This is a genomic window from Clostridium sp. KLE 1755, assembly GCF_000466465.2.
GTDB lineage: Bacteria > Bacillota > Clostridia > Lachnospirales > Lachnospiraceae > Eisenbergiella > Eisenbergiella porci.
The window spans coordinates 1-16262 of the sequence record NZ_KE992741.1 but is presented as its reverse complement, the minus strand read 5'-3'; the positions used below and the strand labels follow the sequence as shown (position 1 = coordinate 16262).

At 47.2% G+C, this 16262-nt stretch carries 12 protein-coding genes; 6 read left to right on the top strand and 6 right to left on the bottom strand.

The window, feature by feature from the left end; all coding sequences use genetic code 11:
- Nucleotides 1–175: 175 nt before the first annotated feature.
- From HMPREF1548_RS20490 to HMPREF1548_RS20475, 4 genes are all read right to left on the bottom strand, one after another.
- Nucleotides 176–2380, bottom strand: a complete 2205-nt coding sequence (locus HMPREF1548_RS20490) for an AraC family transcriptional regulator (protein ID WP_198168662.1) — start codon at nucleotides 2378–2380, stop codon at nucleotides 176–178.
- 157 nt (nucleotides 2381–2537) lie between these two features.
- The gene (locus HMPREF1548_RS20485) at nucleotides 2538–4202 is read right to left on the bottom strand and encodes an extracellular solute-binding protein (protein ID WP_021638444.1); all 1665 of its coding nucleotides are present in this window, start codon (nucleotides 4200–4202) and stop codon (nucleotides 2538–2540) included.
- A 66-nt stretch (nucleotides 4203–4268) separates the two neighbouring features.
- Nucleotides 4269–5186, bottom strand: coding sequence for a carbohydrate ABC transporter permease (locus HMPREF1548_RS20480; RefSeq protein WP_021638443.1), 918 nt, complete (start codon nucleotides 5184–5186; stop codon nucleotides 4269–4271).
- A 25-nt stretch (nucleotides 5187–5211) separates the two neighbouring features.
- Nucleotides 5212–6153: an ABC transporter permease gene (locus HMPREF1548_RS20475; protein WP_035323185.1), complete on the bottom strand. Its 942-nt coding sequence runs from the start codon at nucleotides 6151–6153 to the stop codon at nucleotides 5212–5214.
- A 760-nt stretch (nucleotides 6154–6913) separates the two neighbouring features.
- On the opposite strand from HMPREF1548_RS20475, the gene HMPREF1548_RS20470 reads away from it, so the two are divergent.
- Nucleotides 6914–7522, top strand: a complete 609-nt coding sequence (locus HMPREF1548_RS20470) for a hypothetical protein (protein WP_035323183.1) — start codon at nucleotides 6914–6916, stop codon at nucleotides 7520–7522.
- Between the two features lie 82 nt (nucleotides 7523–7604).
- On the opposite strand, the gene HMPREF1548_RS20465 is transcribed toward HMPREF1548_RS20470, so the two are convergent.
- Nucleotides 7605–10028 (bottom strand): PAS domain-containing hybrid sensor histidine kinase/response regulator, encoded by a 2424-nt coding sequence (locus HMPREF1548_RS20465; protein WP_021638440.1) that lies wholly within the window; start codon nucleotides 10026–10028, stop codon nucleotides 7605–7607.
- Nucleotides 10029–10290: 262 nt separating this feature from the next.
- Between HMPREF1548_RS20465 and HMPREF1548_RS20460 the strand changes: the two genes are divergently transcribed.
- From HMPREF1548_RS20460 to HMPREF1548_RS20440, 5 genes are all read left to right on the top strand, one after another.
- Nucleotides 10291–11754 (top strand): GntR family transcriptional regulator, encoded by a 1464-nt coding sequence (locus HMPREF1548_RS20460; RefSeq protein ID WP_035323178.1) that lies wholly within the window; start codon nucleotides 10291–10293, stop codon nucleotides 11752–11754.
- Between the two features lie 169 nt (nucleotides 11755–11923).
- Entirely contained in the window at nucleotides 11924–12616 is a 693-nt protein-coding gene (locus tag HMPREF1548_RS20455) for a response regulator transcription factor (RefSeq protein ID WP_021638436.1), read from the top strand.
- Nucleotides 12613–13554: a sensor histidine kinase gene (locus HMPREF1548_RS20450; RefSeq protein ID WP_021638435.1), complete on the top strand. Its 942-nt coding sequence runs from the start codon at nucleotides 12613–12615 to the stop codon at nucleotides 13552–13554. Before HMPREF1548_RS20455 ends, HMPREF1548_RS20450 begins: the two co-directional genes overlap by 4 nt.
- Before the next feature lie 184 nt (nucleotides 13555–13738).
- Complete coding sequence (locus HMPREF1548_RS20445; RefSeq protein ID WP_021638434.1) at nucleotides 13739–14650, top strand: ABC transporter ATP-binding protein; 912 nt, start codon at nucleotides 13739–13741, stop codon at nucleotides 14648–14650.
- Nucleotides 14651–14655: 5 nt separating this feature from the next.
- On the top strand, nucleotides 14656–15363 hold the full coding sequence (locus tag HMPREF1548_RS20440) for an ABC-2 transporter permease family protein (protein ID WP_035323217.1): 708 nt from the start codon (nucleotides 14656–14658) through the stop codon (nucleotides 15361–15363).
- Between the two features lie 123 nt (nucleotides 15364–15486).
- Here HMPREF1548_RS20440 and HMPREF1548_RS30100 read toward each other — a convergent pair.
- Nucleotides 15487–16262, bottom strand: a 776-nt coding sequence (locus tag HMPREF1548_RS30100; protein ID WP_021638432.1) for an anti-sigma-I factor RsgI family protein, incomplete at its 5' end; no start/stop codon positions are given.

Sequence of the window (16262 nt, the reverse complement as noted above, 5' to 3'; positions counted from 1 at the left end):
GACAGCTCTGATTGTCTGCAGCCTCCCCGGTTCAGGCAGGAGATCTGCTGATTTACATTATACCAATCAGGCAGTAACAAAACAAGACACTTCGTATGTATTCGGAAATTCTGTGTTACTCAATAAGACGGACGGCGGAAAGCTTTCCAACTCTCCTGTTAAATTTTCCGTAAAACTATATCGTATGCTCCTCCCGGTACTGTCCCGGCGTTTTTCCTGTATATTTCTTAAAGCGGCGGGTAAAGACATGATCGTCCTCATAGCCCACCGACAGGCTGATTTCCCGGACGAGCATATTGGTGGAAACGAGAAGCTCCCTGGCCCGTTCCATCCTCAGGTTGGCAAGATAATCCGAAGGACGGATGCCCATCTGGTTCTTAAATTCCACCGCCAGTGTAACCGAGCTGATATCCAGGTGATCCGCCAGCAGGCTCATGGTCAGCTCCGGCCTGGAAAAATTCTCCTTCATATAAGCGGCCGCCTCCTCCACAATCCTGGATCGATCCACGCTTTCCTCCGGCTTGGTTTCGATGATAAGACTGCAGGCCTCACAGAGAAGATCGTTAAAATCCTGGATAGTCAGGCACTGGGAAAGTGTGAATACGTTGTAAATGCTTTCCAGCCCGGTATTTTCCGCCTTCCATTCCGAAATCAGCACATGGATGATATCATTGTACAACAGTCGGAACAGGGGCAGGGACGGGCTTTTCTTCGTCATTCTCCTGCAGATATCCTCCACGGCCTGCTCTACTGCGGCTTTATCCCGGCTGCGCAGCGCCGCCTTCAGCTTCTGCAGATAGGAATCGGGAAGCACATTCACCACATCCGTCAGCGCCACGTCGCCAAAACGGATGATTTTGTTATTATCCTGCAGGAAACGGTTGTCAAACGCGGTATCCGCCTCCAGATAGGCCGCTGAACCTTCCAGGAAATCCTGATGATAATTGCTTACGGACATTACAAATTCCCCATGGCATTCCTTGCCGATGGTAAACAGCATACCCAGCGTCTCTTCGATCCGTTCCGCTGAATCGGAAAAAAGGACAAAAAGGCTCTGGTTATTGCTGACCAGATGGATGCCGTAGCCGTCAAGATGCGCCGCCTGCGCGATTACATCCAGCATCATCGCATGGGCGCGGCTTTCATTGCTGTCGCTGCGCTCTCCCAGCAGGACGGCCAGGTACATGGTGTTTTCAATCTCTATGGACGCTTTCTGCGCCGCCTGAAGCACTTCCTTCCGGCTTTTGAAGTCATTCCGGATAAAATTCCTGACAAACCGGGTCTTCTTCAGCTGCAGATTTTCCTTCTCCTTCTGCTCGTTCGCCTCCACCAGCATCTGGATGCCGCTTTCTATGCTGCTTAAGTTATAATTTGTTTCCTCCTGGGAATCCAGCAGCTGGTTCATTTTTTTCACCTTTGCCGCCATGCGTCTGGAAAATACCATGATAAAAAACGCCGCAGGGATGGCGCATACGCTCAGCAGCACAATAATCCCCCACTGTCCGGTTACAATTTTATCGTAAAAAACTTCCATCGACTGCAGGGAGCAGTAAGTCAGGCCGCTTGTCCCCTGCCGGACGCTCAGCAGGTATTTTTTCCCATCTATCTTCACCTGGCGCTGTCCCTCCTCTTCCCCTGTCAGCGACAGGATCGCATCGGAAGGCAGCTCCAGGCTTCCCCGGGAAACAATGACTTCACCCTTATAAATAATAAAATCTTCCCTCAGATCCTCTTCGTCTTTTTCCATCAGCGAATCATAATAGGAACCCGGCACAACGAACAAAAGCGTTTCCTGGAAAGCCGGAGGAATGGCCTGCATATAAAGCACCATGTCCTCCCCGCCCATATACTTCTGTATCCAGAAGCCGGAAACAGATTGTTCCGGCCAAATGCGCAGTTCTTTGTCCGTGGATCGGATCTCCGCTTTTACCTCTTCCGCGTCCAAAAGCTCCATCACACAGCCCTGTTCCGCAAAATAGTCCACTCCCACCGAAGTGGTTCCGGTGTACATATAATCGTCTTCATGATACTGGTAAAGCAGCATCTGAAAAAACTGGCTTACCGTTATATATTGAAACAGGTGCTTCTCCAGCTGGAGAGCCGCCTGCGGTTTTTCCGAAAGTCTGAATTTGGTCACATCCTCAGTTATACCCATTTGATATACGATATTCCTGATAATCTGCATATCATTTTCATGCCTGTTTATTTCTGCGTCAAGATGTTCCTCATTAGAAACAAGGAAGTCCGAATAAATCGTCTTATAATAAAACTGGTATAGATAACTCCCCAGCGATGTAATGATCAGTATTACAATGATACTGAACACAATAATATAGTAAAAAATATTTTGTGATTTTAATTCATCCCATATTTTTTTCACAAAAGCCTCCCCCATTTCCCTGTTATATTTCTTAACGTGCCCTGCAAAAAAGTAACAGTCAGGACGTCCATGCTTATTTTTTATTATAGCACAAAATATTTATAACACACAAACGGCTCTGCCGCCAACCGGCAGCAGAGCTTTTTGTGTGTTATTATTATTCCAGTTCCATAGTATCAATTGCATCCTGATACATCTGTACATAATCGGCAACGCCCATTCCGTCAAACATGGAAACAAAGGAATTCCAGTTGTCATCGGTTACACCGCCGGTTACAAAAGCAGCGATATTTTCAACAACAGCGTTGTTAATATCTGTTTCCTTCAGCGTGCTTTCCTGAAGCTGCTCGGAGGTCAGAGGCGCCATATCAAGATAGTCGTTGGAATATTTCTGGATATTGCCGGCCTCGTCATACTTCTGGCAGTACTCCGTTTTTTCGGTACGCTGCAGAGGCATATTGAAGGTTTCGCTCAGATATTTGCCGGGTGCGAAGAACAGGGTATTACAGTCAATATAATTCTTAACGTCAGCGCTTCCGTCGTTGGTAACGGTGATCTTGCCGTTGTCATCATATTTCCAGCCAAGGGTATCGCCTGCATCCTTTTCGCCGTAGTACAGGGAGAACATCATTTCCGTATCAAGCAGGGCGTCCAGCCATCTCATGGTAGCGGGTACGTTTTCATTTGTGCTTGTCACGAAAGCGCCCTGTTTGCACAGTTCCAGGTAACGGTAAAGCTTTGCATTGCTGTCGGGCATCCAGAGAACGGAATTGGAAGCCACGCCGTCGTCATAAGCCATGGCAACCAGGCGCCATGCGGTAAAGAAGCCCACATTTCCTTCTTTTAACTTGGTTTCTACAGTATTGAAGTCCTGGGATACCAGTTCCGGGTCAACAAGGCCTTCATCATAGAGCATATGCAGCCATTCCATGCAGTCACGGAAGCCTTCCTGTGTAGGCAGGAACTGTACTTTTTTATCATCGTCGATATAAATCCATTTGTCAGGGTCGCAGGGAAGGCCGAACAGAGGAAGCATATATCTGATGCCGTTAAATCCGGTATCCAGACCCATTTCCAGAGGTATCTCATCTGCTTCGCCGTTGCCGTTGGGATCGCCAGTCTTAAATGCGCGGAATACTTCGGTCAGCTCGTCCACATTTTTGGGTGTTTCCAGGTTCAGGGCATCCAGCCATTCCTGGTTGATAAAAAAGTGCTGGTTGGTATTGATATTCTGCCCTACCAGATAGCCTACGGAATAAATTTTCCCGTCGCTGGCCACCAGGCTGACTGTAGGGTCATTGTCTTCCGCATCTCTTCTGGAAGTGAAGTTAGGCATATACTGGTCAATCAGGTCGTCCAAAGGGATAACGATTCCCTGTGTCACGCCGTATTCCTCATCGTCCACACCGCCGTTTCCGCCATTGGTTGCAAGGATAACGTCAGGATATTCGCCGGAAGCAAAAGCCAGGTTCAGCTTTGTGCTCCAGTCGGAGCCTTTGATGGGTTCCCATTCCACATGGATGCCGGTCTGCTCTTCCAGACGCTGTACCGCGGGCATTTCATCAAAGCTTGTCAGGGAATCGGAGTCACGGACCGCAATCATAACCTTTAAGGTAATGGGTTCATTCACGATAGGATAACCTGTCTCATTAAAATTACCATCCGCTGCAGCTGCTTCTCCTGTTCCTGCGCTTCCCGCTTCGGAAGCAGCTTCGCTGGAAGCATTTCCGGCAGTTGTTGTCCCGGACGAACTTCCACAGCCGGCCAGGGCCGTCATTGTCATGGCTGCCGCCAACATAAGTGCAATTGCTTTCTTCTTCATAAAGAAAAACCTCCTTTTTCTATTACAACACATACTGTGCTGATACCATAATTTTACGATGGTGCATCAGCCCTTAAGAGAGCCGATCATAACACCCTTTTCAAAATACTTCTGCATCACTGCGTAGAGAATCACCACAGGGCCTGTTGCCACTACAATGATACAGTATTTGGAAACATTGGCAATACGCATTGCCTCACTCATGGACGCCGCGCTGTCCGCCATGGACATCATGTAATCCCCGGATTTGTCCACCTGCAGCGTCGCCAGGATTTCACGAAGCACTGTCTGCAGCGGCAGCAGGCTTCTGTCTCTTAAATAAACCAGGCCGTTAAAGTAATCGTTCCATTTTGCCACCCCGTAATACACAGCCAGAACTGCAATAATCGTTTTACTTAAGGGCAGAACCACTTTGGAAAAATACTGGAAATGCGTGGCGCCGTCCAGCATGGCCGCTTCATACAATTCCCCGGGAATATTGGTCTGTATGTAGGTCCTTGCAACCATCAGATTCCAGACGCTGACGCAGCCCATAAAAATAATGATCGCTCTGGTATTATATAATCCCAGGTTCTTCATGACAAGGAAGGTGGGGATCAGGCCGCCGTTGAAAAACATGGTAAATACAAAGAATAAGTTAATAACTCCTTTTCCCGCGAATTTCGGTCTTGACAGCGCATAAGCCGCCGACAGCGTTACCAGAATACTGATGACTACGCTTGCAAAGGTATAGAAGATGGAATTCGCATAGGAAGACCACAGTTCCTTATACTGAAAAACCGCCTGATAGCCAATCAGGGAAAAATCCACCGGGTGCCAGATTACCTGCCCCCTTACAATCGCATCCGGGTCGGATACGGAGGCGATGCACACCAGATAGAGCGGATACAGGATAATCAGCATGATGACAATCCAGAATATCGAATTAAACATGTAAAAAATACGATTGCTGAAGCTCATCTGCTTTTTTGCTTTATTTTTCATCGAAAAAACCTCTCAATCACTTTTATCAGAACAATCCCACGTCAGTCATACGTTTGGATACCTGGTTGACGGATATTATCAATATGAAGTTGATGATATTGACAAACAGGCCAATGGCCGCCGTGTAGGAGAACTGTCCGCTTCCAAGACCTACATTGTAAACATAAACGCCGATGATATCTGAGGTAGGAATATTGCCGGGCGTCTGCATAACCAGCGCTTTGTTCGTATCGGAGGCAAGCATCTTGCCGCAGTCCAGGATGAATACCATCATGGCCGTTGGAATCAGGCTCGGGATATCTATAAAGCGTATTTTCTGCCAGATGCTGGCGCCATCGATTTCGGCCGCTTCATATAATGACGGGTCGATGCCGGTCAGCGTGGCAATATAAAGGATGGTTCCGTAGCCCGCCGCCTGCCAGATGCCTGATATAATGTAGACAGGACGGAATGCCGTAGCCTCGGACATGAAGTCAACCGCCTTCAATCCCAGGGCTGTCCTGGCAAAATTCAGGATACCGCTGGTGGGTGAGAGGAAAATATAGAGCATACCTGCCAGTACGACAGTTGATATAAAGTAGGGAACATAAATACTTGTCTGTATAAACCTCTTCTTCTTTTTCCCCCGGATCTGATTCAGGAATATGGCCAGAATCAAGGGAACAGGGAAACTCCACAACAGGTAATACACGTTCAATAATAAGGTATTGGACAATAACCTCTTAAAATAGTAGGCGTTGAAAAAATTCTTGAAATGCTTCAACCCCACCCAGGCGCTGCCTGCAATGCCATCCACCGCCTTATAATCCTTAAAGGCAATCTGAATCCCATACAGAGGCAGGTAATTGAAAACCACAAAATAAATGATAGCCGGTAGTACTAATATGTACAGCTGCCAGTTGTCCCTCATGGCTGCCGCCAGGCTTTTCTTCTTTCTTATGGCTTTCGGTTTTCCGGATGCTTTCACTAAAAACCTCTCCCTTCTTTTTTTGTAACTTTCTTGCATGTTGCATGGTTAGAATATAATAAATGTCCGGCATATTATCAACGTTATAAATTTTTATACCCCGGTTTTCATTCGAAAAGTACCTGTTTTCCTGGGAAATGCAGGTTTATTTTATGCATACTACACATAGATCGAAAAGGGCATGGAAGTGTGATTTCCATGCCTTACAAAAATTTATACCGTTGTTTTTTATTCAGTCACTATTGCCGGCTTACGCCATTCTGTTAAAACTGCCCTGTAGGCATCGTTCATAATCCTGCTGCCGTCCTGTAAGCACAGCTGGTAATGCCCTGGAAGAATTATATCTCCTTCGCCTTAACACCGACTGGACATGGAGTATAAGGCTTTTACTTTGGAAATCAAGAAATATCAATACTAATAATAAATGTATTTATAAAGTTCGCGAAGAATATTTTTATCTCTTTGTATTTATTATTAAGACAAACTAAGATTTTGTATATAAACAGACAAATATATAACGATTTAGGCTAAAAAGTATACCAATTTTCTTATTTATTTTCTACTACGACAATTATTAAAAATCCGTATATGGAATTAATTAAGGAATAAATAGTTGTATAATTTAATTATAAGGGAAAACTTATTGCCAGAGCAAATTCAACAGTCAACTTTTTGGTAGTGACCCAGGACTGGTGAGTTTAACATGCACGAATTACGTTATATCCAAATAATCCCCAAGATGATCCATGGAGTTAACATTATGTTTAAAAAAATATTATGTGTTTTTATAACATTCCTTTTTTGCGGCATTGTAATTACCGCATGTGGAAAACCAAAAGAGATAAAATATTGTAATAGCACAAGTCTGTTTGGCGCTTCCTTATCAGAGGCATGTGAACTTCTGGGAATTGAAGTTGATTCTGAAAATTATTCAGAAGCCATGTTGGCAGGGCACAACTATAAAATATATACGCCGGAAGAATTATATACAATCAATGGTTATGAAACCTCGGTGGCACTTTATATTTCACAGTTGCAGGCCCCGGATGGACAGGAAATAGGTTTAACGATGATACGCTTTTCTTTTGAAAAATCAGTCAGCTTAGATGAATTTTCCGACTACCTTGAGGAAAATTATATACTTCAAAATAAATATGGTAATGAAACAGAAATAGGATGGCAGGGAGAATACTATTTTAATCTGGATAAATCCGATAAATTTGTAAAAGTATATACTGAATTATATGGCGTTAAGCCGCTGATACCAACATGGATTTTGCAACTGAATCAGGTGAAGGGAAATCATACGGAGTTAACACTTATTTGTGAAGAAGCTGCTCTTTACCGTTATATTGATTCCTTCGATTAAGCAAAGGGTAAAAAAGGTATTGCAGATCCGGTAACTTGGATCTGCAATACCTTTTTTTCATCCTATCCCGGCAGACTCTCGCCTACCTCTGCCCGGCCATCGTCTCCGAAATCACTTGGTAAAGCACCTTCTGATCAATCGGCTTTGCAATATGTCCGTTCATGCCGGCAGAATAAGCCCGCATAACATCTTCATGAAATGCATCCGCAGTCATGGCGACAATCGGAATGGTCCGCGCCCGGGGATACTCCGACTTCCTGATGGCATCCGTCGCCTGGTATCCGTCCATTACAGGCATCTGCACATCCATCAGTATCAAATCATAACGTTCCCGGCAGGAAAGGAATTTGTCCACGGCTTCCCTGCCGTCCCTGGCACAATCCACTGTAATCCCTGCCATCTTAAGCAGCTCCAGGGCAATTTCCCTGTTCAGATCATTGTCCTCGGCCAGCAGTACATGATACCCCTCCATTCCCATCTGCCGCGTAATCATTCCCGGTGCTGAAAACTCCACGGCCCTGCCGATACCTGTTACGGAAAGCAGGGTGTTATAGAGTGACGAAGCAAAAATCGGTTTGGATAAAAAAGCATTGGCTCCGGCATCTCGCGCGCTTTGTTCAATCACACTCCAATCATAGGCGGTAATGATGATAATTGTCGTATCCGGCCCTGATACCTCACGGATACGGCACGTTACCTCCACCCCGTTAATATCCGGCATCCTCCAGTCCACCAGACAGACATCGTAGTCTGCGCCTTCCCGGCATGCGCCGCTTATCTTTTCCACACATTCCTTTCCTGTCAGCACCCAGTCCGAATGAATTCCCAAAGTCTCCAGCAGCAGCGCCGCATGGATGCAGCTGTCCCTGTCGTCATCCGCCACCAGCACCTTCAGTGCTTCCAGCGCCGGCTGTTTTTGCAGCTTTTCCTTTCCGGCCTTCCCTGAAATATCGAATTCCAGCTCTATGGCAAAGGCGCTGCCCTCCCCCGGCTCACTTTGTATGGATATCGTGCCGCCCATCAGCGTCACCAGATTCTTGCTAATCGCCATACCAAGTCCTGTTCCGCCATATTTCTTTCCTGTGGCAGCGTTTTCCTGTTCGAACGGCAGAAACAGGCGATCCATAAATTCCTGATTCATCCCAATCCCTGTATCGCTCACCGTAAAACGCAGTCTGACACAATTTTCATAACGCCGCAGCTGACGGATCTCTAATCGGATCGAACCGCCCTCAGGCGTAAATTTAAGCGCATTGGACAGAAGGTTGAGCAGAACCTGGTTCAGCCTGAGATCGTCTCCAATCAGTTCGGTATCCACAACATCCACAAGCGGCACGGTAAAATGAAGCCCCTTGGCCACGGCCTGGGGGTAGATAATGGAGGTAATGGATTCCGCCACATTTTCAAGATTAAAAGGCTCATGGGCGATTTTCATTTTTCCCTCATCAATTTTGGACATATCCAGCACATCATTGATCAGCATCATTAAATGCCTGGAGGAATAGCCGATCTTTTCCAGACAGTCAGCCACCCTCTTTTGATCCTCAATATAAGCCGCTGCTATGGTTGTCATTCCAATGATAGCATTCATTGGCGTGCGTATCTCATGGCTCATCCGGGAAAGGAAATCCGATTTTGCCCGATTGGCGCTTTCCGCTGCGGCCAGGGCATCCTTCAGGGCTTCGGTCTGCTCTGTCAGCTTTTTGTGCATCTTCCTAAGCTCCGTCACATCCGTGATGTCAATAAAAATAATAAGATAAACCGGGCATCCGTCCTGCCAGTCCACACAGGAAGCATTCACCTGCAGCCACAGGAACTGGCCAAACCGGCTTTTCACATGCATGACAAAATGAACCGACCTGCCTGACATCAGGTTTTCCTTCTGCTCTAAAATGGCTTCCATATTAGCTTCTATGTTCCACAGATGCAGTCCTCCGCTCCCATCTCCCGCATCATATCCAAAATAGTTCATATAACGGGTATTTCCTTCAAGCAGCGTCATCCGCAGGTCATTATCAATCCGGTATTTTGCCACAAATCCGGGAAGGCTCTCATAGGTAACGGACTGTTCCTTTTGCATCCTCACCAAATCATCCACATTTGTAAGCACGGTATATGCCACCTGGCAGCCGTCAATATATTCCTCCGCAAACTGGGTGGAAAATTGTACCCAGACGAAATTACCGTCCCTTCTGCGTATACGTGACAGCAGGCGATAGCCGCTCTGCCCTTCGGCCATAGCATTCTGAACCACATTGGTAAGGCGGATCCATTCCTCGGGATCATTCTGATAGTATATGTCAGGCTGGTTATGAAAGGTCGCTTCATACTCCTCCTTCGGCCATCCGATAAGCTCATAGTAAAATTCATTCGCCCAGACTACCGTATAATGTTCATCAAGAAGATGCTTGCTGACACTGACTCCCATCAGCTGCATCAGCGTACTGTATTCATAATCGGCCGCTGTTATATGTAACCCCCTGTTACCTGCTTCTTTCTCCTGCATTACTGACCTCCTCATCTCCGGTTCTTTTCGCGTCTTTCCTGATATCCTGCTGCCTTATCCTCCCGCTGCGGCCTGATGCGGCCTTTTCGTTTATACACACCTTGTTCATATTTATATCTTTAGATTATAAAACAGAAGATGTGAAATTACAACGCACTTATTGGATGCAGCTTAAAATAATGATAAAATAAAGCAATAGTTCAATTGTGAACCGTTATAAGATAAGCTTCAGCAATGCATGATTTTAAAAGGAGACGGACAATTGCAGAATGAACAGGACTTTTCCAATCTGATATATGAATATTTTTTCCTGCGCATCCGCTTTGGATATTACCGCTGCGGGGACAGCCTTCCTCCCATTGATACCCTGTGCAGGGAATTCAATGTCGCTCCGCTTACCGTGACAGCCGCACTTCGCCGCCTGCGCTCGGAGGGTTTTATTTCCATGCACAACGGCCGCCCCACCATGGTCCTCTACCAGCTGAAAGAAAGGGAGGAGGAAGAATTCTGCCTCCGCTTTTTCTCAGAACGGTGGCCTGCATTTATGGATTTATATGCATCCTCCGAACTGATTCTGGTTCCTCTGGAAATTGAAGGGCTGCGCAGAATGGACGATGGGGATCTGGCTGAAATTTCCCGCCTGGCAAAGTGGGGCGATGCGGATGATCTGCTGCTTTTTTTCTGGTTTACCCTGCAGAAGCTGGACAATCCTCTGGCATTAAATCTTTTCTGGGAGTCAACTCAGTTCATGGGCTTCCCCTTTGCCAAAAAAAGCCGGACATACGGCAGCTACAGCCCCGGCATCGTCCGCCGGCGCCTGAATAAACTTATCCAATACATAAAAGCCCGGGACTGGAATACCGTCCGGGAGCTCCTGCTGCGGTATCAGAGAGATGATGTCCGCCGTATGGTTGAAGCGTTCGGCAAGGATATCAGGTCTTTGACAAAGGAGGAAATGGTACCGTTTACCTGGAGGATCTACCGGGAGCGTCCTCAGGTCCGCTATGACCTTGCCTTCCGCCTCCTGCATGAAATTTATATGGGAGAATACCGGGAAAAAGACTTTCTTCCCTCTTATGAAAAAATGGCGCAGAAATATCAGGTATCCGTCAGCACGATACGCCGCACCGTCAACACCTTATGCCAGACAGGGGCGGCACGCACTATAAACGGCAGGGGAACGCAGATATTTACAGCGGGACAGCCATGCGATGCGCCGGATTTTGAAAGTCCGGCCATCCGCAGGAGCCTGGCTTACTTTGTACAGTCCTTTGAGCTTCTGATCTATACCTGTGAAGGCGTAACCCGCAGCCTCCTCTCCTCCGTATCCCAGGCGGACAAGGACATACTGGCCGGAGAGCTGAAAAACAACCTCCTTACCGGCCGGACTGAATTTTCCCTCTGGTGTTATCTGCTCTACGTGGGAAAATACAGTCCGCTGGAAGGCATCCGTGTAATCTACAGGGGCATCTACAGCCTGTTTCTATGGGGATACCCGTTGAAGGCCTCCTTTGGGAACTCAGAAAGGGTAGACAATGCGCTGCTGCATTTCACGGAGCTGATGCTTTCAAAGCTTGCCCAAAATGATGTTGACGGTTGTGCTGTAACTGTCCGGGAACTGCTTTCTCAGATGTTTCCTTACGCCCGGCAGTATTTGCTGGAGCATGGGATAAAGGAAGAGGAGATGCGGCTGACGCCTTGCATCCATTTGCAGCTGACTACCTAGGCTGCGGGTATCGGATTCGCTGCCGCCCTCGGAGTAAGCCGTATGTGCCAAAGCTGGGTATTTATTACAGCATCTGCTTATTTGTAAAGTATCCCGGAATGTACTATAATAAAAGCCGGACCGGCAGAAACAAACTACGTACAAAGAACAGGCAGGGGAGAAGAATCTGATGAAGCTATTACTGGTTGAAGATGATCCGGAAATCTGCGGAATGCTGAAAAAATTTCTGGAAAAAGAAAATTTTGAAATTATCACCGCCAATGACGGGGAAGAGGCCTGCAGCAAATTCAGACAGGAAACCTGCGATCTTGTTCTCCTTGATCTGATGCTGCCAAAAATCAGCGGCATGGATGTGCTACAGCAAATCCGTGCCCAAAGTACGGTGCCGATTATCATTATGTCCGCAAAAGATACGGATTCCGATATCACGCTTGGGCTGGGCCTGGGCGCTGACGATTATGTGACCAAACCCTTTTCCATGGTCCAGGTACTCGCCCGGATCAAGGCCAATCTGCGAAGGACCGGCCAGTATGCCGCTTCCTCCCCTGCCCGCCCCTCCCTGCTTACTGTGGGAGAACTGCGAATGAATCTGGAGGATTACACCGTTTCAAAGCAGGGAAAGGAAATTGAGCTCACGGCGAAGGAATTTGAAATTCTGCGCCTCCTTCTGCAGAATCCCAGGAAGGTATATACCAAGGAACAGATTTATTCCCTCATCTGGAATGACGCCTATCTCGGCGATGAAAACGCGGTTAACGTCCATATCAGCCGGCTGAGGAATAAAATTGAAGATAACCCCCGTTCTCCCAAATATGTGATTACGGTGTGGGGTATCGGTTACAAGTCAGGAGAATTCAAATGAGCGAAGCTGCAATCATATTTCTTCTCATTCTCTGCATTATCCTTCTTTTTTCCATTATCCTTTACCAACGGTTCCATTTTAAAAAAGGGATACACGCAAGGCTGAAGGAAGTGAGCGACAAGCTGGAGGATATCCTTGTATCGGGAAGTGATGAAAAGGTCATGGTTTTCACGGACGACAGTGCATTGATAGAGCTATCCGGCCAGATTAACCTCCTGCTGGAGGGATATCAGAAAATAAAGGTGGACTACCGGCGTTCCCAGGCCGCTTCCAAGAAGATGCTTTCCAACATATCCCATGATATCAAGACCCCTATGACCGTTATTCTGGGATACCTCGAAATGATCCGCCTGGAAAGCCCGGAGGAAAATGAACTTCTGGAAAAGGTGGAGGAAAAAGCACGGAAGATGATGGAACTGATCAGCCAGTTTTTTACCCTGGCAAAGCTGGAGGCCGGCGATACCAGCCTGGAGCTGTCCAGCGTCAGCCTGAATGAATGCTGCCGGGAAGCGGTTCTTGATTTCTATGAGCTGCTGACCCAGAAAAATTTCCAGGTGGAAGTTGATATCCCGGAGCAATCCGTGTGTATTATGGGAAACAGGGACGCCCTGGGACGGATTCTGGAAAATCTCATATCAAATGCCATCCGTTATGGCGGAGACGGCAAATATCTGGGAGTTTTTCTTCATTCGGACGAAAAATATGTCTATATCGACATATCCGACAAGGGCAAAGGTATCGACAAAGCCTTTTCCACCCGGATTTTCGACCGTCTCTTCACCCTGGAGGATTCCCGGAACCAGGAAATACAGGGTAACGGACTCGGCCTGACCATCGCCAAAAGCCTCGCAAACCAGCTTGGCGGCGATATATTACTCAAAAGCGATCCCCACATCCTCACCACCTTCACATTGAAATTCCGGAAACTGATATATTAAAGGAAGCAAAGCAGAATGATCCGCCGAGGCTGCGGCAAAAAGCCGGGAGGCCGGCATACAGCGGCCACAGGGCGGCGGATCATTCTGCTTTATTTTCGGTAACGAAAGAAATTCGTAAGAATTGGTCAAGAGTTTTGCAAAGTTCTTTCTATATGATAGGGTTTAACAGGAAAGGAGAACTATTATGGAATATATTTTACAGACGAATCATCTTACGAAGGTTATTGACAAAAAGGAAATCGTTCATGATGTGGGGCTTCATGTGCAGAAGGGGGAAATTTACGGGTTTTTGGGGCCGAATGGAGCCGGGAAAACCTCTGTGATGAAGATGCTTACCAACATATGGAAGCCTTCCGGCGGGTCGGTTGAGATATTCGGGGAGACGCTTATGCCCTCTTCCTATCAGGTCCTGAAACGGATGGGCAGCATTCTGGAGTTTCCTACCTTCTATGACCATATGAGCGGGCGGGAAAATCTTAAGCTTCATTGCGAATATATGGGATACTATCATCCCGGAAGCGTTGAAAATGCGCTGGAAATGCTGCATTTATCAGATGCGGCCGACAAGCCGGTGAAAAGCTATTCCCTGGGAATGAAGCAAAGGCTTGGAATTGCCAGGGCGGTTTTGTGCAAGCCGGAGCTGCTGATACTGGATGAGCCGACGAACGGGCTGGACCCCGCCGGGATGAAACAAATCCGCGATTTGATGAAAATGCTCTGTGCGGATTACGGAATTACCATTATGATTTCTTCCCATATTCTTTCCGAGGTGGAAAGCATTGCCCATACAATCGGCATGATTCATCACGGCAGGCTTATCAATGAAATATCCATGGAGGAAATTGAGGAAAAAAACACTGCATATATTGAGCTTGGGGTTAACGATACAAAACGGACGGCATATCTGCTTTCAGAGGAGCTGAAGCTGTTAAGCTTCAGGATTATGGATACGGGGGAAATCAGGATCTATGATAAACAGATCAGTCCGCAGGCCATCTCAAAGGTTCTGGGTGCAAATGGTGTGGAAATCCGGGTCCTGCGGAAAAAATCGGAGACTCTGGAAGACTATTTTCTGAAAATGACGGCGGAGGTATGATAGATATGATTAAGTTAATCAAGTTGGAATGGAAGAAAAACCAGATTGGGAAGTATATTCGAAATGCCGTGATTCTGACGGCGCTGCTGTGCCTGTTTATTTTCGCCATGGATTTTCTGGGAATTGCCAACGATCCGGAGACAGGCGTACCGGATACGGCTCCCGGAATGAACAATATTTCTTCTACCATTGAATTATTTTCCAGCATGGCCTTTCTGGTATTTACCGGAGTAATGCTGTCTTCCTTTATCGTAAGCGCTTATAAAAACAAGACGATGAACCTGATGTTTTCCTATCCCGTAAAGAGGCAGAAAATACTGGTATCTCAGATGCTCGCCGTCTGGATTTTTAATTTCTGCGCGCTGGTTCTGGCAAAGCTGCTTATGTATGGCTGTATTCTTGCCGGCTCACGTTTCTTGCCAGCCTCTTTTTCCTCAGGCTATGATATGGGCAGCCTTAATTTTTATGTACAGCTTCTGCTGAAGTCGGCCGTTATAGTGAGTATGGGTTTCATTGCCCTGTTTATCGGCCTTGCCATGAGGTCCTCCAAGGCCACGATTATCACCTCATTTCTGCTGATATTCCTCACGCAGGCTAATATCGGTGATTTTACCATGGCTGACAACGCCGTTTTCCCTTTGGCGCTTACCCTGGTTTCCATTCTTTTCGCTTTTCTTTCCGTTTATAAGGTGGAAACGAGAGATTTAATGTAAGTAAGATTCAATGAAAGAGATTTAACATAACCAAAATCCAGGCCGGCGGCGCTTATCCTGCGCCGCTGCCTGGATTATTTTTTCCCATATATCCATTATCTTACTAAGTGCCGCCGAAAAAAACTATTCGTGATGTTCCTTTTTCTCTTTATGGTCATGATGCTCTTCCCGGTTTTCATAACCATCCTTCGTATCACCGACGGTTTCTTCTCCGGTTTTATTTTCATTTCTGGCTCCGTGTTCTTCCCCGGTTCCGGTATCTTCCCCGCTTCTGGTTTCTTCCCCGCTTCCGGTTTCTTCCCCGCTTTCGTTCCCGCCGCCCCCTTCTTCATGGTGCCCGCCGCAGTGCTCCTGTGTAAGCTCCTTTATTTCGCTGATGGAGTGCTCTGCGCACCGGTCATAGGAGGCGCTGGGATCCACCTCCTGCAGCTGGGTGATGGCCAGATATTTGGCGGGGCTTAAGTTATGGTCGTGGGCACAGTCCCTGACCTCCTCCGACACCGCGAAAACATCCGCCGATGCCGTGGAATGATGGGAATCCAGGAGTGTATCTACCGAAGCCCTGATTTTTCCCAGCATCTTTTCCTGCGCACTGTTATTTTCGGTCTGTATGGTAACGGACACCAGGCCGTCCTCCTTCACATATCCCTGCCGCAGCATTTCGGTCAGCAGCAGTTCAACGGCCTGTTCGCAGGATTTATGGCGCACATCCATGTTTTCCAGGATGGCCGCCCCGTCATCATTGTATGGGGATGCCTCCAGCACAAAGCCGAAGCAGTTGAGCGAAAGGGCAATGGATGGATTCACATCCATATCCACATAAGCGCTGGGTGTAAAACAGGCAAAGCCGCCCGCGAACAGAAGCAGGGCAAGGCAGGTACAGGCGGCAGCGAACCGCT